The following is an 18,499-nucleotide window of genomic DNA, read 5'->3' on the forward strand; positions in this document are numbered from 1 at the left end:
GCCCACAAAAGCGCCCGGGCGACCTTCGCCTGGGCGTTTTTATTTGTGCCGGTTGTTCTGAATCGAATGCTAGTAAAAGGAAATCGCCCGTATGTTGGAAGCCAATCTTAAATCCCAGCTCAAGTCGTACCTGGAACGGGTCACCCAACCGATCGAGTTGATCGCTTCGCTCGACGACGGTGCGAAATCCCGTGAAATGCTGGAGCTGCTCAAAGAGATTGAAGGCCTGTCTGCGCTGATCACCCTGCGCGACGATGGCATGGACGCGCGCAAGCCGTCCTTCAGCGTCAACCGCCCGAACGGGAACATCAGCCTGCGCTTCGCCGGCATCCCCATGGGGCATGAATTCACGTCGCTGGTGTTGGCTTTGCTGCAAGTCGGCGGCCATCCGTCCAAGGCCAGCGCAGAAACCCTGGAGCAGATCGCCAACCTTGAAGGCGAATTCCGCTTCGAAACGTACTTCTCGCTGTCCTGCCAGAACTGCCCGGACGTGGTACAGGCACTGAACCTGATGGCGGTGCTCAACCCGGCTATCCAGCACGTGGCCATCGACGGCGCGCTGTTCCAGGCAGAGGTCGAGCAGCGCCAGGTGATGGCGGTACCTAGCGTTTACCTCAATGGTGAACCCTTCGGCCAGGGCCGCATGGGCCTGGAAGAGATTCTTGCCAAGCTCGATACCAATGCTGGTGCCCGTCAGGCTGAAAAGCTCAACGCCAAGGCAGCCTTCGATGTGCTGGTCATCGGTGGTGGGCCTGCTGGCGCCGCAGCGGCGGTGTACGCGGCACGTAAGGGCATCCGTACTGGTGTAGCCGCCGAGCGTTTCGGTGGCCAGGTGCTCGATACTTTGGCGATCGAGAACTTCATTTCCGTGAAAGAAACCGAGGGCCCGAAACTCGCAATGGCCCTCGAAGAACACGTCAAGCAGTACGACGTGGACATCATGAACCTGCAGCGGGCAGAGCAGCTGATTCCAGGCAGGCATGGCGATCTGCACGAGGTACGCTTCGCTGGCGGTGCTTCGCTCAAGGCAAAATCGGTGATCATTGCTACAGGTGCCCGCTGGCGCGAAATGAACGTGCCGGGCGAGCAGGAATACCGTAACCGTGGCGTTGCCTACTGCCCACACTGCGATGGCCCGCTGTTCAAGGGCAAGCGAGTGGCGGTGATCGGTGGCGGAAACTCCGGCGTAGAGGCCGCGATCGACCTGGCCGGTATCGTTTCCCATGTCACGTTGATCGAGTTCGACAGCCACCTGCGTGCCGATGCGGTACTGCAGCGCAAGCTGACCAGCTTGCCGAACGTCAAGGTGATCACCAGTGCGTTGACCACCGAGGTGAACGGTGACGGCCAGAAGGTTAACGGCCTGACCTACAAGGATCGCCAGACCGGCGACCTGCACAAGATCGAGCTGGAAGGGATCTTCGTACAGATTGGCCTGCTGCCCAACACCGACTGGCTCAAGGGCGCGATCGAGCTGTCGAACCGTGGTGAAATCATGGTCGACGCGCGAGGCGAAACTGACCTGCCGGGGATCTTTGCTGCGGGCGATGTGACCACCGTGCCTTACAAGCAGATCATCATCGCCATGGGCGACGGTGCCAAGGCGTCGCTTGCGGCGTTCGATCACCTGATTCGGAGCTCTGCACCCGCTTGACCAATTGGGGGGCTTGCTCCCCTTTGTGATCAATGCAGAAGCCGGCTGTTCTCTCGCGAGGGCAGCCGGCTTTTGCGTTTGTGAAGAAGGCGGGAGCCCGCTCGGCTTACGGAACGGCGAGCCCTCGGCGTACTCTTATGTAGCCTACGGAACGGTGAATTGGCAGCTTCGCGCGGCACGGCAAGGGAGTATCGCAGGTGATTCCAAAGCATGAGGTCTTAAAGATCATCCAGTCCAGCTTCCTGCCACTGCATTGCACCTGCATGCTGCACGATGGTGGGACCATGACGATCGAGGTTACCGATCCCGCCAACGGGCATATCGACCTGCTGGTGGTGGGTGTGCCGCTGGCGCCCCTCACCAATATTCGTGCGATTTCGAACCTGGTGGCCGAATTGCGCCAAGAGCTGCAAGCCAACCAGGAATGGTTCGCCGGCGACCAGCGCAAGGGTGTATGGCCGCGCCGCTAGGTCAGCGGCTTTCCTTGTGGATCAGATACATCACGTAGCCGAAGGAACCGAGAGTACCCGCCACGATGGCGACCATGATAAGACCGTCCATTTACCTGCCCTCTGAAAGAAGTAGAGGGTTGCATGATGCGCGGATGAGCTTGTGCATAACAGCAGCAGATTGATAGGAAAAAAGCGGATCAGAATAAGCGCAGCGCCGAATATTCGAGCGCCTGCTAGAGTGCAGTTACCATTATCAAATGAGGGAACGAGATGCGTCGGCTGATGGCAATGATAGGGATAGCGCTGCTGGCGGGGTGCGCCGGTAAGGCGGCGGACCCGAGGGCACCGCTGGATGAAACAACCAGTAAATCCGCACAGAGCTATGTGGAGTGCCTTGCACCCAAATGGGCGGCGTTCAAGCCGGTGCGCCAGACAGACACCGAAACGGGCTACAAGCTTACGGTAGAGGCGGCGTACACCGCTGCCCCTGCATGGGCACAGGTCGACCGCGCTGGCGAGGGGGCTCGGGTGCAGATCTTCCTGCCGCCAGAGTGGGCTGAAACCAACGGGTGGACCGACATGGCCAAGGACTGCCTCTGATCTGCAAGCGTAACGACATTCAAAACCCCGGCCCTCGGTCCAGCGGTAATATCAGCTGAGGGCCTTCGTTGCGAACGTTGCCCACGGCGCGGTCTACCGGATACCACTCAAAGGCTTCTGCAGGTAGGGCATGGTTCAAGACAATGTCCTGGGCGCGCTCTGGCGTGGTATCCATGGCTACCCATTCACGCGCTAGCGCTGGCGATAACACGATCGGTCGGCGGTCGTGGATGTCAAGCAAGCCCCCTTTGGCGTCGGCGGTGAGTATGACAAAGCCATCACTTTGGCCAGCCTCACCTCCATCGTGGGAAAACTGACCGATGGCCGCCATGAACATGGATTCGCCCCCGCGTAAACGGATGAACCATGGCTGCTTGCGCTTGGGGTTCGCCGGATCGTGAACCCATTCGTACCAACCGTCGGCGCTTACCAGTGCACGGTTGGGCCAGATGCTTTTGAAATATTTGCCGCCCGCCACGGTTTCGACACGGGCGTTGATGGGTGGAGGCATGCGTCCCACCGCCCAGAAGGGCTGCCATCCCCATTTTACAGCTGCGACGACAATGCCGTTCACTACTTCCCGAATCACCTGGACACGGCTGGTGGGCGCCACGTTGTAGCGAGCCAACGGTATATCGTCATAACCCGACAATATGGGGGCATCACTATCGAGCGTAGCCAGATACGCCGCTACCCCTTTGTACTGAGCGATCCGACCACACATCGTCGTACGGGCCTCCTTGGTATGCAAAGCTTGAGCATACCGTACCTGAACACGGGCGGCGGCGCGGCTACCGACCACTGGCATGCCCCTAGGTTATTTCCAGGCCTTGCTGTACGCTCCGCGTGGACAAAGGACGCGACCGGGGCAGTCAAGGAGGGCGTGGGTGAAGTTGAGTAACGACGAGAATCGCGCCGGCCACCAGCGTATGGCCGAGGAGCTCGCCGAATGGGGCCGCCAGTGGCGCCTCGAGGCTGACATGGTCCGCTGCCCCTATTGTCACAGCGTTCAGATCGCCAGCCAGGCCGATCGCTCATTCCTGCACGATTCCGCCTGCGCCGCCAGTGCGCTCGGAGAGCAATACCCCTGGCGTAGTTTGGCCTGGATACTTCGCTCGCTTTAAAGGGCCTAGTGCAAGAGCTTGAGCCCGATCAGGCCCAGCATCACAGCCAGGCACGGCCGCAACACATTATCGGGGACCCGCCCTGACAGGTGACTGCCCAGGTAGATCCCTGGCAACGAACCGATCAGCAAATGGCCCAGCAGCGGCCAGTCCATGTTCCCCATGCCAGCATGCCCTAGCCCTGCCACTAATGTGAGCGGGACGGCATGCGCGATTTCCGTGCCTACCAGGCGGCGTGTCGCAAGAAATGGGTACAGCATGAACAGCGCAACCGTGCCCAGTGCGCCTGCGCCTATGGACGTCAGCGACACCATGGCCCCAAGTATCACACCAGTAAGCAATGTGAAACCATTGAGCGCACGTGGGCTGAGGCTGTAACGGTCGCCTGCGTGTCGGCTGGCAAACGCGAGCAGGCGGGAGCGGAACAGGATTGCCAAGGCCGTGAGGAAGAGCACATAAGCGAGGGATGTCTTGATGACCGCATTAAGTGCCTGGGTATCGGCATGCAGGCTGTTGAGCGCCCATAGCGTAAGTGCGGCCGCTGGCACGCTACCCAGTGCGAGCCACCCAGTGATGCCCCAGTCGATATTGCGGTTACGGCCGTGCACCCAGACGCCGCTGCATTTGGTGACTGCGGCGTACAGCAAGTCGGTCCCCACCGCAGTGGCGGGGTTGATGCCGAACCACAACAGGATCGGGGTCATCAGCGAACCGCCACCTACGCCGGTCATGCCTACGATGAAGCCTACGACCAGCCCCGCGATACTGAAGCCCAGAAAGCCTGAATCCATGTTGCGCACCGACTGCCTATAACCGAACTGGCGGGCAGCATAACCACAAACTATATAGCCGACTATAACGTTATCGAATTTGCTTATTCGACCTGGTTATTAGCCAGTGAATGGGTGAACTCTTGGTCGCAGGGTCCGCCCAATGTGTATCGGTACAGGAGATCACCATGAGCGACGACGAGAAGAAACAGGATGAAACCCCGGCCCATTCCACACCTGAAGAACAGGAACGCCTCAAGGACTACAACAAGGACGGTATTCCACCCGGCAGTTCATGATACGAAGGGCTCCGCGATAAAACTGGGCTCCATGACCGGTGCGGCCTCACGCATCAGGTCTGCCAGCTTGCCGCGTAGCCAACGCTCAGCGGGGTCGGTATCCAAGGCTCCCCGCCACGCCATGGAGACCTCGAACTGCGGTGCATGGAAGGGCAGGGGTTCTGCCCGTACCCCGCCGTGGGCGACCATGGCTTCGGCTACGTACCCCGGCACGGTAGCGACCAGCTCACTGCCAGTGAGTAAAATCGGCAGTGAGCTGAACTGAGGCACCGCCAGCTTGACCCGCCGCGTGCGCCCCAGCTTCTCCAGCTCCGTATCGATAAACCCGCACAGGTCCCCGGCATACGACACCAATGCATGGGGCCGTTCGCAGTATTGATCCAGCGTAAGAGGAGGGCTGCCGTCTTCGGAGCGCAGTAGTGTAGGGCGCTGGTAGCGCAGGAATTTGCGCTTCGCGTTTGCAGGAAGGTCCCGGGTGTAGCTTACCCCCACCGAGATTTCACCTGATGCCAGCAAATGCGGCATCTGCCAGTAATCCACCCTCCGTACCACCAGTGTGATATCCGGCGCTTCTTCACGCAGCTGCCGCATGCAGGCAGGCAGTAGCCCGTACTCCACGTCATCGGATAGCCCGACACGGAACGTAGCCTGGCTGCTCCCCGGATCGAAACCCGAACTGCGACTGAGGGCGGACGACATGGCATCCAGTGCGGGCGACAATTGCACGAGGATCTCTTCGGCGCGGGCCGTGGGTTCCATGTAGCGACCGGTGCGGATAAACAGCGGGTCATCGAACAACCCACGAAGCCTGTTAAGTGCCGCGCTGATCGCCGGCTGACCAAGGAACAGCTTTTCAGCCGTTCGGGTGACGTTGCGCTCGTGCATGAGCGTTTCAAAGACGATCAACAGGTTGATGTCGGCGCGGCGCAGATCATTGCGATTCATGGCGGTCCCTGCGTTCCAGGCGAAGGTCCCGCGAATAATGCCAGTGCGCTTGCTGCTTCGCCAGCGCTTGTGGCAGCGAAGATGCGTTGCTTACGCGGGTTGCGCCTGGGACAACGGCTTGGCCACCTGTTCCAGTGGCTGGCGTTCGGCTGCGACGCCGAACACGGCTTGCACCACTCCGGCAAGCGCCATCAGCGCCGCGCCGATCAGATAACCGATCAGCACATTGCTGCGGTCATGGCTTTCGATCAGGGCCCCGAACAACGTAGGGCCGATAATGCCGCCCAGGCCCGTGCCAAACGCGTAGAACACAGCGATGGCCAGGGCGCGGATCTCCAGAGGGAACGTCTCGGCCACGGTAAGGTAAGCGGAGCTGGCGGCTGCGCTGGCAAAGAAGAAAATCACCATCCAGGCAATCGTCTGTTGCACCACGGTAAGCATTTCCTGTTGGAACAGGTATCCGGAAATCGCCAGCAGCACACCGGACAGAATATAGGTTGTACTGATCATGACCTTGCGGCCGACCACGTCGAACAGGCGCCCCAGAAGCAGCGGCCCACAGAAGTTGCCCAAGGCAAACGGCAGCACGTACCAGCCGATGTGCTCCGAAGGCACGTCATAGAAATCGGTCAATACCAGGGCGTAGGTGAAGAAGATCGCGTTGTAGAAGAAGGCCTGGGCGGTGAGCAGCGTGAGCCCTACCATAGCCCGGCGGCGATGGTCCACGAACAGGCTGTGGAACACTTCCTTGAGCGGTGTGTGATCCCGGGCATGCAGGCGAAGGGGCTTGTCCGCCGGAGGAGGCAAGTCATGGCCCTGGTCGCGGAAGTGTTTCTCGATGCTCTTGACGATACGCTCGGCTTCTTCGGGCTGGTTATGGATCATCAGCCAGCGCGGGCTTTCCGGCACCCACAGGCGCATGAACATGATGATCAGGCCCAGCACCGCGCCAATACCGAAGCACAGGCGCCAGCCCAGGTCGCCGCCCACGATGGCCGGGTCCAGCAGGATCAATGAACCGCCCGCGCCCAGCGCGGCGCCGATCCAGAAGGTGCCGTTGATGGTGAGGTCCACCCAGCCCCGATAGCGCGCCGGGGTGAATTCCTGAATGGTCGAATTGATAGCCGTGTATTCACCGCCGATCCCCGCGCCGGTCAGGAAGCGGAACAGCAGGAAACTCCACAGGTTCCAGGAGAATGCGGTTAGTGCGGTGGCGCCCACATAGAGAAAGAGCGTAATGAAAAAGAGTTTGCGCCGGCCCAGGCGGTCGGTCAGCCAGCCGAAGAACAGCGCGCCCAGCACCGCCCCGGCGATGTAGACGGCGCCTGCCAGGCCGATATCGGCGTTGCTGAGGTGCAGCGCCGGGCTGCCTTTCAGTGCGCCGGACACTGACCCCGCGAGGGTGACTTCCAGCCCGTCCAGAAGCCAGGTGATACCCAGCGCGAACACCAGTAGGGTATGAAACCTGCCCCAGGGTAATCGGTCGAGCCGTGACGGCAGATCGGTTTCGTAGATGCGCTCCTTTGTGTTGCTTGCATCTGCTGGCTGACCCTGAACCGGCACTTCCCGACTTGTCATCGCTCACTCCTTTCACGGCCACAGGCGCCGCGCACTGGTTAACCCGTAGGAGTGGATCCGCTCTGGCAGAGTTCAAAAAGCTCGGATGGCACTTTTTCGGGCACGCCCGGTCAGTCTGGAGGTGCAGCGGCCATGCCTTTGGGTCGCTCAGACAAGGAGTTTCCACTGATGCGATCAAGGATGAGCGTGCTGCTCCCCATGGCCTCGTTACTGGCGTTGGCCAATCCCACTCCAGCAGCAGCCCTGCAGTTTTCAGGCTATGGGCGTATCGGTGTTGGCGATGCTACCAGCGGCGGCAAGCAATCCTGTTTCCAGCTGCCGGGTGCGCCGATGAAATATCGCTTGGGCAACGAGTGCGAAACCTACTGGGAACTGGAGCTCAACCAGGAAGTGTACCGCGGCGCCGATGGCACGGTGATCAAGGTCGATGGGATGGCCAGCCTCGTGGAGCAGTACAACCATGCGCCAACGTTCAGCGGAGAGTATGGCGATATTCGCCTGCCCCAGGCCTGGGCCAGCATTCAGTCGCCGGTGGTGAACGACGCCACAATCTGGGTAGGCCGTCGCTACTACAAGCGCCATGACATCCATATCGGCGACTTCTACTATTGGAACCCAAGCGGCACCGGCGTGGGCATCGACAACTACAAGCTGGGCCACTATTTCCTGAGCTATGCCTTCACCCGCGAAGACACCATCGATCAGCCCGACAAGGCCAACCGCCACGATTTCAACCTCGGGGGTATCCAGACCAACGACCATGGCGACCTTGAGTTGGGCCTGAGCGTTATCCAGAAAGCCGGGCAGGTGGAAGGCGCCCACAGTGGATGGTCGTTCACCGCCGAGCACGACCAGGATGGGTTTCTCGGTGGCGAAAACCGCTTCGTAATGCAGTATGGCGAGGGGCCGGGGATCGGGCTGGGCCAGACCGGCGATCTCACGGCCTCGCGGGGCACCCACACCTGGCGTGTACTGGAGTCGCCCATGTGGCAAGTCACGCCCAACTTCGGTGGCATGCTACTGGCGGTAGTACAGAAGACCAAGGCACCGGACAACGCGGGGCTCATGTGGTACTCCTTCGGCGTACGGCCGTCGTATGCCTTCACTGACCACTTCAAGCTTGTGGTGGAGTTCGGGCACGATCAGATCAACCCGGACGCCGGCGCCACCCGCAAGCTGGACAAATTCACCGTGGCGCCCACCCTCAGCATGGGCAAGGCCTTCATGGCCCGCCCCGAGCTGCGCCTGTACTACACGTATGCAAAGTGGAACCGCGCCGCGCAGGCTGCCGCCGACCCCGGTACGGCGCTGTCCGACAGCGGTGCGTTCGGTTCGCAGCGGCACGGCTCCAATGTGGGCGTGCAGCTGGAAACCTGGTGGTAACGGTTCAGCCCGCGATGTCTTCGAGCGCGAGGTTGCGGGTGCGCGGGCCAAAGATGCCGATGGTGGTCATCACGATCAGCATGCTGGCCACGATGAACGCAAGCACACCCGGCGTGCCCCAATGCTCCAGAAAGAAGCCCATGATCAGGCTGCTGAATACGGTGGACAACCGGCTGAACGAATAGCAGAAGCCTACCGCCCGTGCGCGGATGGCCGTAGGGAACATTTCACTCTGGTAGGCGTGATAGCTGAAGGTGAGCCAGGCGTTGGCAAACGTCACCATGATGCCGCAGATCACCAGCCCTATCGCACTGGATTGGTAGGCGAACAGTGAGCCGAAGATCACCGTACACAACGCTGAGCCGACGATGCCCCATTTGTTCTCGAGCCTGCCGGCCAGGCGCATGCAGAACAGGGGGCCCAGAGGGTAGGCGAGCGTGATGATGAAGGCGTAGCCAAGGCTATGGGCCGTAGCCATGCCCTGGCCGTTGAGCAAGGCGGGCAGCCAGTTGCCAAAGCCGAAGAAGCCGATCGCCTGGAAGATGTTGAACACGATCAGCATCACGGCGCGGCGCCGGTAGGGCGGCTGCCAGATATCGCGGAAGCGGCCCTCGCGCGTCACGCTCACCGTATGCGCTGCGGCGGGCGGTAACGGCGCGCCGAGGTCGGCCTGGCAGCGCGCTTCGATCGCAGCCAGCGCCTGCTCGGCTTCGGCCAGGCGGCCACGCTGAGCCAGCCACCGAGGGGACTCTGGCAAGCGCTTGCGCAGCCACCACACGAACAATGCGAAAACGGCGCTGGCCAGTACCACCCAGCGCCAGCCGGCCACGCCCCACGGCGCCTGCGGCACCAGCCACCAGGACATCAACGCTACCGCAGGCACCGAGAGAAACTGCACAAAGAACGCGAAGGCGAACGCCGGGCTGCGAAGGCGCTTGGGCATGAGTTCGCTCAGGTAGGTGTCGATAGTGACCAGCTCGATGCCCAGGCCGATCCCTACTACGAAGCGGCAGAGAATGATGCCCATCGCGGTGCTCTGAAGGCCCATCAGCACGGTTGCCAGGGTGTACCAGATCAAGGCAAAGGTAAAAATCGCGCGGCGGCCAAACCTGTCTGCGATGGGGCTTAGCACGCTCGCACCCAGGAACAGCCCCAGAAAGGTGGACGAAGCAAAGGCCGCCTGATCCGAAACACCAAAGGCGCCTTCGTCACCCTTGTGGAAGATACCCGCATCGAACAGCCCCGGGCTGATATAGGCGGTCTGGAAAAGGTCGTACAGCTCGAAGAATCCACCAATCGACAGCAGAGCGATGAGCTTCCACAGCGTTGCGACTGAGGGCAACCGATCGATACGCGCGGAAATGGCCGCCGCGTGGGCTTCAAGGGCAGGAGGGGAGATGGCTGAAGTCATGCGCGTCAGGTCCGAGGATCAGGAGCTAACAATGCTAACCAAGTCAACGGAATAACATTTGCAAATTATGTCCGAATCTACGCTTCAGTCGCAATTTTATCGCGCTTAAGGGGCGAGATGGCCTGAATTCTGCGCACACCCGTTAACGGCGCGCTGCAGACCAGGACCGGGGCAAGGGTTGTGCGAAAGGTTCGTCAGGTTTGTATCAATTCTGATGATTCTTAACATCGGCTCAATGAAATTCCGTATTTCGGGCATCCGCGTAGCATTGGCTACACAAACCCTTAGACACCCCTGCAAAGGAAGCCAGATCATGAAACGCCAACTAGTTTTGAGTATTGCACTGACCCTGATGGCTAGCACCAGCGCCTTCGCACGTTCGCATGCTGAACACCCGCTTGATCGTGTAAGCAGCGCGGCCCAATCGACCTATAGCCAGAGCGTTGCCCAGGATGGCGCCGAGCGTCAGTTGAACACTGTGGCTCAGGATGGCGCCGAGCGTCAGTTGAACTCGGTAGCTCAAGACGGCGCCGAGCGCCAATTGAACTCGGTGGCTCAAGACGGTGCCGAGCGCCAACTGAACACCGTTGCCCAGGATGGCGCAGACCGCCAGTTGAACAGCGCCAGCTGATCATCACGCTGTTCTCCGAACCAGCCCGGCCTTTGTGCCGGGCTCGGCTGTTCACAGGCTATTGCCCGGTCCCGTAGCAATCAATCAATCAGGCCCCTCCAGCGGCCGCCACGCTCGGGCAGCCGGCAGTGGTATCGGCCACCCACTGATTTGCCGTGCCTGCAATGGTCGCAGACAGTCGGTCAATAAGATGTTGGTGCGCCAATACCAGCTCATCGAGGCTGCCCGCAGAGGTTTGCTGCAGTAGCGTGGAACACGTCAGGTTACGGCGGCTTTTGCTGGCGGTATCGGAAAGCCCCAGGCTCCACACCACATCCACGAGGGCATATTGCCCAGGCACTGTCTCGAACCGGCGCACGTCGGCGCGTAGCGACAACACAGGCAACCCCGGGGCGCGCGGGAGGCCGGCGATGTCGCGGGTGCCCAGGCGCTGCTCCAGCCGCTGAGTGAGGGCGTCGTTGAACTCGTCAGCCAAGGGGGCACCCCAGCGTTCGCTTTCCAGTATTGCCAGGCTACCCTGGCCCTGGCGCACCACTAACTGAGGTTGGTCTACCTGCACCGGCATGCGCACCTGTTGCATTTCGAACTGGTACGCCGGGGCGGCCACGGGTTGCCTGTCGGGCACGGCCTGCGGCGCCAGCAGCGTGTGGTACCCCGTGGGGGCCGAAGAGCATGCGGCCAGGGCCAGGGGAGCGAACAGCGCCAAGGTGTACTTAAGCGTGGCTTTCATCGTGCTTCGGATTCCCTGGAAGTCGGTGAGGTAGTGCGGTAGGCGTCCGGCTGGCCTTCGCGTGTACGCCCTCGTATGAGGGATTCAGGGTGTCGGCCGAGATAGTCGGTCAGGGCCCGCACAGATTTCGCGGTACGCTCGAGTTCGCCCAGCGTGTCACCGAGCTGCTGACGCTGCGGGGAATCCTCACCCAGCGTTTGCTCTGCCGCGGCGAGGGTCTTGCGGGTTTGCTCCAGCGTATCGTTGAGCTGCGGCAACATGCTGGTATTGACCTGGCGAAGGGTCTTGTTCATTTCTCCCAGGCTGCCGTTGAGGTTGCCGGCAATCTGGTCCAGCGGCAGTTTACTGAACTTGTCGACCATGGCTTGCAGCTGTTCCTGAAGCTTGTCCAGGCTGCCAGGTACCGTCGGGATAAGCAGCGGCCGTGCCGCCGTGTCGAAGTTCACCGGCGCGGCGCGTGGAACGAAGTCCAGCGAAATGTACAGCTGGCCGGTAATGAGGTTGGCCGTGCGCGCCTGCGCCCTCAAGCCTTGCTTGACGAACGCTGCCATCAGCTGCGCCGAGCGCGCGTCGTCTTCCGCGCCCCATTGCGACAGAATTTTCTCGTGGGCCTTGCCAAGGCGGGCAGGGTAGATCACCGCGCCTACCATGGTCGGGAAGGTCCGTTTATCCATGTCGTAGTCCAGGTCCACCGAGACCACGCGCCCGAGGGTTACCCCGTGGAATTCCACCGGTGCGTTAACCGTCAATCCCCGCATGGGCTGTTCGAAGCGCATGCGAATGTAGCGAGGTTCGCCATCTGGCGGTGCCAGGGCGGCTTCCTGGTCCGTGTACAGCTGGAACTGCGCGTGTTCGTTGGCGGGGGTGGCGTCCGGGCTCCAGCGAGGCTCCACGAAAGCGATCCCGCCGGCCAGGATCGCCGACACCGATTGCGTATTGACCTTCAAGCCGTTTGCCCCGAGGGACACGTCCACGCCGCTGGCGTTCCAGAATCGGCTATCGGAGGTTACGTACTTGTCGTTCGGTGCATTGATGAAGACCTGGATGTCCACGCCCTTGCCATCCTCGGCCAGTTCGTAAGAGATCACCTGGCCTACCTGGATTCGCCGGTAATAGACAGGCGAACCGATGTCCAGCGAGCCAAGGTCTTCGGTGTGCAGCGTGAAACGCCGCCCCTGCTGGCCATAGGTGATCGCCGGCGGCGTTTCCTGGCCTACGAAGTCTTTGCGGGTTTCCTTGGCCGAACCGGCATCCGCGCCAATGAAGGCCCCGGACAGCAGGGTATCTACTCCGGAGATACCCTGCGCACCAATCCGCGGCCGCACTACCCAGTAGCTGGAATCCGCGGCGGTGAAGCTTTCGGCCGAGGCATTCAGCGCCACGCTGGCGACCACATGGGTGCGGTCGGGCGCCAACTGGATGTCCGTCACCCGGCCGATGACCACGTTCTTGTATTTGACCTGGGTTTTGTTGGCCTCAAGGCCCTCTGCAGTCTGGAACTGCACCGTGATCTTCGGGCCAGCCGAGAGGGTGTCGTGCACCAGCATCGAAACGCCGACCAGTGCCGCGGCAATGGGTACCAGCCATACCAGCGATACGTTGAAGCGGCGCCGGCGCACCGCAGGTGTCGGCACGCCGTCAGGCCTGGTCGGGTGTGCTTGCTCTGTCATCATCTACCTCTGCATCCCAGATCAACCGGGGATCGAAACTCATGGCGGCGAGCATTGTGAGCACCACCACCAGGCCAAAAAACAGAATGCCGAGCCGCGCTTCGATGGAGCTGAGCGAGTCGAACTGGACCAGCGCGGTCACCAGGGCGACCACCAGCACATCGAGCATTGACCAATAGCCGATCAACTCGATGAAACGAAACAGCTTGGAGCGCTCGCGCATGGCCCATTGGCTTCGCCGTTGAGCGGTGATCAGCAGTAACCCCAAGGCAAAGAACTTCAAGCAGGGCACGACCACGCTCGCGAAAAAGATCAGCAGCGCGATGTCCCACGAGCCACTCTCCCAGAACTCGATGACCCCGCTGATGATGGTGTTTTCGCTGGCATTGCCGAACATCTGGGTGTTCATCACCGGCAACAGGTTGGCCGGTACATAAAGGATCAGCGCCGCGATCAGGTACGCCCACGTGCGGCCCAGGCTGTGCGGCTTGCGCGAATGCAACAGGCCGTAACAGCGGGGGCAGCGCTCATCGGCCCGCGCGCAGGCGCGGCCACAGACATGGCATAGCAGCAGGCCGGCTTCGCTGGCATAGGGTAGGCGGTTCATGTCAGGCGGCCGTCAAAGTCGTCCCAGAGGTAGCGAACTTCACGCCCGCCCAGGGTGATCAGCAGCACCGTCAGCATGGCCAGGGCCCACAGGCCCACGCCTGCATGCACGTCGAGCATGCCGCCCAGCTTGATGATCGCCACCAGAATCCCCAGCAGGCACACCTCGAGCATGCTCCATGGACGCAAGTGTTCCAGGGTGCGCATGCACAGCCTGAAGCCTGGCGCTACCTGATCCCTGCAGGCGAATACCAGTACCCAGCACAAGAGAGTGACCTGCAGTAGTGGGGCGAGGATGATCGTCAGGGCAGTAACCGCGGCCATGGGTGTGATACGGCCATGGTTCAGCGCCTGGACGGATTGGAAGAGTGTAGCGGCGTTGCTGAGGCCTTCGAGGCTGATGGAGATGACCGGAAAGGCGTTGGCGAAGATAAACAGAATCGCCGCAGTGATGGCCAGGGCCAACTGCTGTTGCACTGAAAGGCGCCGCGCACGCTCGAGCACCGCGCCGCAACGCAGGCAGGTAGTCGCCTCGCCGCGGCGCAGCGCTACGGGCTGATAAAGGGTGTCGCAATGCTCGCAGATGAGCCAGGCGGAGGAGCCCGCCGGGGCATTTCGAGGCTGCGCGCTAGGGGTTGATTGCATGGGGGAGCATTCTCGTCAAACTGGCCTGGCCTGTCCACATCGGGCCTTGCTTTGTGCTTGGAAAGCTGCGGCCTGGGAAATATCCGCCTGGCTAGCCGATACCTCGCTTCAGCAGATGACGTAGCCCCTCAAGCACCAGTACGCCCACCGCCGCCCAGATTGCAGCGTAGGTAGGCCATTGCTCGGCGGAAATGGTTTCGCCCAGCATCAGAGAAACCGCCACCAGCAGCACAGGCTCCACGTAGCTAAGAAGCCCGAACAGGCTGAACGGGAGCTGGCGGCTGGCCATGACGTAGCTCACCAGCGCCAGCGCGCTGATCATGCCCAGGCCCGGTATCAATGCCCATAGTGCAGGGTGTGCGGCCAGTTCCCCCGACGACAATGGGCCGGTTATCACGAAATACAGGGCCACCGGGATCATCAACAGCATGTCGGTCCACAGGCCGCCGAGATGGTCGGTACGAAAACGCCGACGAAGGATGAAATAGACCGGGTACCCCAGTGTGACCAGCAGCGTTTCCCAGGCGAAGCTGCCATGTCGGAATAGCTCGTGCCCCACGCCAAGAGCCGCGAGGATCACGGCCAGGGTTTGCGCGCGCGACAGTGATTCGCCCCATAACAGCTTTCCGGTGAGCACCATTGCCAACGGCAGTAGAAAATAGCCCATGGACACTTCCAGGCTGCGGCCATGCAGGGGCGCCCACAGGAACAACCACAACTGCACGCCCATGAGGCTTGCCGTGACCATGGAGCCGACGAGGCGTACCGGCTTTTGCATGATTCGCCGTATCACACCCGTGGCCAGTCGCCAGTCCCCGGTGGCCAGCAAAAACAGCGTGACGCACGGCAGCGTGAGCAGCATGCGCCAACCGAAAATCTCTTCGCCGCTCAGCGGCTGCAAAAGCGACGTGTAGTAGTAGAGCAGGGCGAACAGCGACGATGCCAGTACGGATGCAGCGATGCCTCGGGACACGGGAACCTCAATCAGCAGCGGGGGCGCGGCGGGGCCGGAACGTTACCCTAGCTCGACCGCCGACGCCAGCGGTAGCGCCAGGCCGCGTTCCTGACAGGCCTGCACATGGCTGATGAACGGATCAGCCGGCATCGGCCGCGCAAAGTAATACCCTTGCAGGTAGGCGACCCCATGGCTGGTCAGGTAGTGCTGTTGTTCCTGGGTTTCCACACCTTCGGCCACCATGTCCAGTTCAAGCTTGCCGCACAGCTCGATGATGCTATCCAGAATATGCCTGCCAAATGCCTGGCTGCCGATCATGGCAACGAAGCTTTGGTCGATCTTGAGGTAGTCGACCTTGAACTGGTGGAGGTAAGAAAGGCTGCAATGCCCGGTGCCGAAGTCGTCCAGCGCAATTTTCACCCCCATCGCCCGCAAGGTACTGAACAACTCCAGCGTCTGGGGCGTAGGCGTCACCAGTTCACGCTCGGTAATCTCCAGCACCAGTTGTACCCTGCCCGGCGCAAAGGCTGCCAGAAATTGCCGGCAATCCTCGGCCAGCAGGGGATCCTCGCAATGGGCAGCGGCAATGTTGATGCCCACGTGGAAGCCATCTGCAACGCCGTGCGCTATTGGCGCAAGCACTGCTGCGGTCTGGCGCATGAGGCTGCGGGTCATGGGTACGATAAGGCCGCAGGCTTCGGCATAAGGAATGAACAGATCGGGACGCACCAGGCCTTCGCGGGGGTGGCGCCAACGCATCAAAACCTCCGTGCCAGTGCATTGCCCGTTCTGCGCAGCCACTACCGGCTGAAAGAAAGGCACGAATTCACCCGCCGCGAGCGCCCTCGTCAGCTCCTGGCGCTGCGAGCCGGCTCGCCGTTGTTGTATGTAGCACACGGCGCCAGCGCATCCGCCGAGCAGCACGAGCAGCGCCAGCATCGGGTATTGCTGCAACATGCGGTGCCAGGGAACCGGCTCTGCGTAGCCTCCCCGGACCGTGAACGGATAGCGCGCAGAGGCGGCGCGCGCCTCGCCGGAAGCGAACCGAGGCACAGGGCCCGAAGATACTTGCCCCTGGGCGGTCATCCAGGTGGAGCCGACCTGGAACAGCATCTGGTTGTCGACGTCGGAGGCGGCAAGGGCGTTGGCCAGGTGCTGGCCGTCCACCGTGGCCAGTGCCCCGCCGGTTTGGGCAGCTTCACGGTAAACCAGTAACGCGCGGCCTGGAGTGACAGTGTTTGCCTCGAAAAGGCGCAACCGCCCGGCGGCGAAGCCGTCAAGAGAAAAGCTCTCGCTGAAGGAGCCGTACAACGAGCTGCAGTACAGCCGGTTCTTGGCTACAAGGTTGGTGGATCGAACGTAGGGGTTGCCTGTGACCTGCTCTCGCAGCGCCAGGGTAACATCGGCGCAGGATTTTCCTGCCAGGGGGGCCAATGCCTGGGCAGCACTGGCAGCGTTATCCAGGATTGTTTCGAGGCGTTTGAGGGCAAGCGAAACGTCACGTGACGATTGTACCGCCAGGTTGCGTTCCGCCTGCCAGGCCAACAAGGGAAGGCCGAGGACCAGCGGCAGTAAGGTGACCATCACTACCCATAGCCATCGACGAGCCCCCTGGGGGTTGGCGGGTAAGGACATGGCAACGCTCCTGGGGTCAGAGTGGGCCGGGGTGGCAGGCCTTCAAGCCTGAACCCGGCGCCGCTATTGCCAGGGTCGAGGTTCGATGGCTGGCAGCAGCATAGCCCTGTCCCGAGGTTGGATCACTTTTTCTGTTCGTCCTTTTGTTGCATCTGCACGGAAGCCGGGCTGCTGTCAGTATTTTGCTGTGTCGTGTTTTTTTCACTGCTGTCGAAACAGCCAGCCAGTAATACAAGGCTTGCAGCCAGGACAGCGGTCGATAGGGCCTTCATGAATAACACGCTCCAAGAGTAATGGGTTCGATACTGTGACCCGGCATGCGCCGCATGGTTGCGGTGGTGCGCTTGTGTACCCTGAACCAGATACGTCACTTGCGCCGCTCCGGTCGGCTGATCAACCAGTGGCAAAGACCGCCGCTGAAAACCGAGAGCATCATCACCGGGCCGAGTATCAGTAGCAGCTTGCGGGTGAGGAGGTTGAGGACATCTTCACCAGACAGGCTGCTATGGATCGAATAGCTGAACTGCGTGGAGGGCACCAGAACACGGTAGCGAGGGTTCTGTCGAAGCTCACCGCGGAGCACCGAACCATCGTCCCAAAGATAGGTGCCGGCAACATGCAGCGCTACGTCGGCACTGCCACTGATCAGTTCAAGCTGTTCGGTTATCACCCGGTTATCAATCCTCACGGTCAGCGAATACTGAGCATTACCCTTGATCAGAAGCAACGAGCCGAAGCCTTCGGACATCGCGTCCGGCCTCTGCAATTCAAGGGTCTGGTAGTCGAAAGGACCGGCCACGGCGACAGGCACGCGGGCCGCTCCCGTGCTTCCAGACACCGTATTGCAATAAGGCACGTTCTTGTGTGCATAGGAGGCTGACCGTACCCATGGTGCTTGCGCTACCGCCCGGCGCATTGCGCTCAAGACGGTCTGGCAACGTTTGCCGACCATAGGCGATAAGGCGTCGGCGGTGTCTGAGGCGGCGCTTAATATCTTGTCCATGCGTTCCACGGCGGCCTGGCCGATACGCATATTTTCTTCATGGAGCGCTTGGTCCGAGAGCTTGAGGGTCAGCCCGACGCCGGCGACGAGGGGGATGGCCGCGGCGCCTATCGAAAGAATTGCCGCGCCGAGGGCCGAGCGTTGTTTGTCTGTCCGTGACATAAATGATCCTATTGGTATGAGCCCGGCAGCAGGTTAGCCGCAGCATTGGCCCAGGCCACGGACCGCTGGGGGACTGGTTGGGTAGGGGGTGCACCGTTACGGTGTAGGAAAGAGGGCAAAGGCGCTTTTGATAGGATCCTATCCGTTGCGATCAGTACGGGGATGATCAAGAATGACCGGGTTTATCGCGCGCAGAGCCGGTCATGCCCTACACAGAACAGCTGTCGTTTCCATATTCACAGGGGG

Annotated in this window: 19 protein-coding genes; 6 read left to right on the top strand and 13 right to left on the bottom strand. The window is 61.2% G+C overall.

Going from position 1 to position 18,499, the window contains the following annotated elements; all coding sequences use genetic code 11:
- The first annotated feature begins 91 nt into the window (after positions 1-91).
- From ahpF to LG385_RS09180, 3 genes are all read left to right on the top strand, one after another.
- Positions 92-1,654, top strand: a complete 1,563-nt coding sequence (ahpF, locus tag LG385_RS09170) for an alkyl hydroperoxide reductase subunit F (RefSeq protein WP_225774001.1) — start codon at positions 92-94, stop codon at positions 1,652-1,654.
- Positions 1,655-1,851: 197 nt separating this feature from the next.
- The gene (locus LG385_RS09175; protein WP_181111983.1) at positions 1,852-2,124 is read left to right on the top strand and encodes a DUF1652 domain-containing protein; all 273 of its coding nucleotides are present in this window, start codon (positions 1,852-1,854) and stop codon (positions 2,122-2,124) included.
- Positions 2,125-2,376: 252 nt separating this feature from the next.
- A complete protein-coding gene (locus tag LG385_RS09180) occupies positions 2,377-2,706 on the top strand; it encodes a hypothetical protein (protein WP_225774002.1) in 330 nt (109 codons plus the stop codon).
- A gap of 19 nt (positions 2,707-2,725) precedes the next feature.
- On the opposite strand, the gene LG385_RS09185 is transcribed toward LG385_RS09180, so the two are convergent.
- A complete protein-coding gene (locus LG385_RS09185) occupies positions 2,726-3,430 on the bottom strand; it encodes an SOS response-associated peptidase family protein (protein WP_225774003.1) in 705 nt (234 codons plus the stop codon).
- 163 nt (positions 3,431-3,593) lie between these two features.
- Here LG385_RS09185 and LG385_RS09190 point away from each other — a divergent pair, with 163 nt between their 5' ends.
- Positions 3,594-3,830, top strand: a complete 237-nt coding sequence (locus LG385_RS09190; RefSeq protein WP_225774004.1) for a hypothetical protein — start codon at positions 3,594-3,596, stop codon at positions 3,828-3,830.
- A 5-nt stretch (positions 3,831-3,835) separates the two neighbouring features.
- Here the strand turns inward: LG385_RS09190 and LG385_RS09195 are convergent, their stop codons facing one another.
- The 3 genes from LG385_RS09195 to LG385_RS09205 form a co-directional block, all read right to left on the bottom strand.
- Positions 3,836-4,621 (bottom strand): sulfite exporter TauE/SafE family protein, encoded by a 786-nt coding sequence (locus LG385_RS09195; protein WP_225774005.1) that lies wholly within the window; start codon positions 4,619-4,621, stop codon positions 3,836-3,838.
- A 272-nt stretch (positions 4,622-4,893) separates the two neighbouring features.
- Positions 4,894-5,844, bottom strand: a complete 951-nt coding sequence (locus LG385_RS09200) for a LysR substrate-binding domain-containing protein (protein ID WP_225774006.1) — start codon at positions 5,842-5,844, stop codon at positions 4,894-4,896.
- A 90-nt stretch (positions 5,845-5,934) separates the two neighbouring features.
- Positions 5,935-7,422, bottom strand: coding sequence for an MFS transporter (locus LG385_RS09205; protein ID WP_225774007.1), 1,488 nt, complete (start codon positions 7,420-7,422; stop codon positions 5,935-5,937).
- Between the two features lie 168 nt (positions 7,423-7,590).
- On the opposite strand from LG385_RS09205, the gene LG385_RS09210 reads away from it, so the two are divergent.
- Positions 7,591-8,805 carry a maltoporin gene (locus LG385_RS09210; protein ID WP_225774008.1) on the top strand — a complete coding sequence of 405 codons (1,215 nt, stop codon included), beginning with the start codon at positions 7,591-7,593 and terminating at the stop codon, positions 8,803-8,805.
- A 4-nt stretch (positions 8,806-8,809) separates the two neighbouring features.
- On the opposite strand, the gene LG385_RS09215 is transcribed toward LG385_RS09210, so the two are convergent.
- The gene (locus tag LG385_RS09215) at positions 8,810-10,216 is read right to left on the bottom strand and encodes an MFS transporter (RefSeq protein WP_225774009.1); all 1,407 of its coding nucleotides are present in this window, start codon (positions 10,214-10,216) and stop codon (positions 8,810-8,812) included.
- A gap of 313 nt (positions 10,217-10,529) precedes the next feature.
- Here LG385_RS09215 and LG385_RS09220 point away from each other — a divergent pair, with 313 nt between their 5' ends.
- A complete protein-coding gene (locus LG385_RS09220) occupies positions 10,530-10,847 on the top strand; it encodes a hypothetical protein (RefSeq protein ID WP_225774010.1) in 318 nt (105 codons plus the stop codon).
- An 88-nt stretch (positions 10,848-10,935) separates the two neighbouring features.
- On the opposite strand, the gene LG385_RS09225 is transcribed toward LG385_RS09220, so the two are convergent.
- The 8 genes from LG385_RS09225 to LG385_RS09260 form a co-directional block, all read right to left on the bottom strand.
- Positions 10,936-11,577: a membrane integrity-associated transporter subunit PqiC gene (locus LG385_RS09225; RefSeq protein WP_225774011.1), complete on the bottom strand. Its 642-nt coding sequence runs from the start codon at positions 11,575-11,577 to the stop codon at positions 10,936-10,938.
- Entirely contained in the window at positions 11,574-13,247 is a 1,674-nt protein-coding gene (locus LG385_RS09230; protein ID WP_181112201.1) for an intermembrane transport protein PqiB, read from the bottom strand. The genes LG385_RS09225 and LG385_RS09230 overlap by 4 nt, the downstream gene beginning before the upstream one ends.
- The gene (locus LG385_RS09235) at positions 13,216-13,854 is read right to left on the bottom strand and encodes a paraquat-inducible protein A (protein ID WP_225774013.1); all 639 of its coding nucleotides are present in this window, start codon (positions 13,852-13,854) and stop codon (positions 13,216-13,218) included. The genes LG385_RS09230 and LG385_RS09235 overlap by 32 nt, the downstream gene beginning before the upstream one ends.
- Positions 13,851-14,498 (bottom strand): paraquat-inducible protein A, encoded by a 648-nt coding sequence (locus LG385_RS09240; RefSeq protein ID WP_181111995.1) that lies wholly within the window; start codon positions 14,496-14,498, stop codon positions 13,851-13,853. The genes LG385_RS09235 and LG385_RS09240 overlap by 4 nt, the downstream gene beginning before the upstream one ends.
- Before the next feature lie 91 nt (positions 14,499-14,589).
- Positions 14,590-15,471, bottom strand: coding sequence for an EamA family transporter RarD (gene rarD, locus LG385_RS09245; RefSeq protein ID WP_225774014.1), 882 nt, complete (start codon positions 15,469-15,471; stop codon positions 14,590-14,592).
- Positions 15,472-15,513: 42 nt separating this feature from the next.
- The gene (locus tag LG385_RS09250) at positions 15,514-17,088 is read right to left on the bottom strand and encodes a cyclic diguanylate phosphodiesterase (protein ID WP_225774015.1); all 1,575 of its coding nucleotides are present in this window, start codon (positions 17,086-17,088) and stop codon (positions 15,514-15,516) included.
- A gap of 122 nt (positions 17,089-17,210) precedes the next feature.
- On the bottom strand, positions 17,211-17,459 hold the full coding sequence (locus LG385_RS09255) for a hypothetical protein (protein ID WP_225774016.1): 249 nt from the start codon (positions 17,457-17,459) through the stop codon (positions 17,211-17,213).
- Positions 17,456-18,253 (bottom strand): CSS-motif domain-containing protein, encoded by a 798-nt coding sequence (locus LG385_RS09260; RefSeq protein WP_225774017.1) that lies wholly within the window; start codon positions 18,251-18,253, stop codon positions 17,456-17,458. The genes LG385_RS09255 and LG385_RS09260 overlap by 4 nt, the downstream gene beginning before the upstream one ends.
- Positions 18,254-18,499: the final 246 nt, after the last annotated feature.

Origin of the sequence: Pseudomonas sp. Marseille-Q5115 (assembly GCF_916618905.1) — a bacterium.
Lineage (GTDB): Bacteria > Pseudomonadota > Gammaproteobacteria > Pseudomonadales > Pseudomonadaceae > Aquipseudomonas > Aquipseudomonas japonica_A.

Coding starts and splice junctions, on each gene's coding strand:
- LG385_RS09220 (WP_225774010.1), top strand. CDS start 10,530: ATGAAACGCCAACTAGTTTTGAGTATTGCACTGACCCTGATGGCTAGC.
- ahpF (WP_225774001.1), top strand. CDS start 92: ATGTTGGAAGCCAATCTTAAATCCCAGCTCAAGTCGTACCTGGAACGG.
- LG385_RS09200 (WP_225774006.1), bottom strand. CDS start 5,844: ATGAATCGCAATGATCTGCGCCGCGCCGACATCAACCTGTTGATCGTC.
- LG385_RS09235 (WP_225774013.1), bottom strand. CDS start 13,854: ATGAACCGCCTACCCTATGCCAGCGAAGCCGGCCTGCTGCTATGCCAT.
- LG385_RS09210 (WP_225774008.1), top strand. CDS start 7,591: ATGCGATCAAGGATGAGCGTGCTGCTCCCCATGGCCTCGTTACTGGCG.
- LG385_RS09185 (WP_225774003.1), bottom strand. CDS start 3,430: ATGTGTGGTCGGATCGCTCAGTACAAAGGGGTAGCGGCGTATCTGGCT.
- LG385_RS09225 (WP_225774011.1), bottom strand. CDS start 11,577: ATGAAAGCCACGCTTAAGTACACCTTGGCGCTGTTCGCTCCCCTGGCC.
- LG385_RS09250 (WP_225774015.1), bottom strand. CDS start 17,088: ATGTCCTTACCCGCCAACCCCCAGGGGGCTCGTCGATGGCTATGGGTA.
- LG385_RS09230 (WP_181112201.1), bottom strand. CDS start 13,247: ATGACAGAGCAAGCACACCCGACCAGGCCTGACGGCGTGCCGACACCT.
- LG385_RS09205 (WP_225774007.1), bottom strand. CDS start 7,422: ATGACAAGTCGGGAAGTGCCGGTTCAGGGTCAGCCAGCAGATGCAAGC.
- LG385_RS09180 (WP_225774002.1), top strand. CDS start 2,377: ATGCGTCGGCTGATGGCAATGATAGGGATAGCGCTGCTGGCGGGGTGC.
- LG385_RS09240 (WP_181111995.1), bottom strand. CDS start 14,498: ATGCAATCAACCCCTAGCGCGCAGCCTCGAAATGCCCCGGCGGGCTCC.
- LG385_RS09215 (WP_225774009.1), bottom strand. CDS start 10,216: ATGACTTCAGCCATCTCCCCTCCTGCCCTTGAAGCCCACGCGGCGGCC.
- LG385_RS09260 (WP_225774017.1), bottom strand. CDS start 18,253: ATGTCACGGACAGACAAACAACGCTCGGCCCTCGGCGCGGCAATTCTT.
- LG385_RS09195 (WP_225774005.1), bottom strand. CDS start 4,621: ATGGATTCAGGCTTTCTGGGCTTCAGTATCGCGGGGCTGGTCGTAGGC.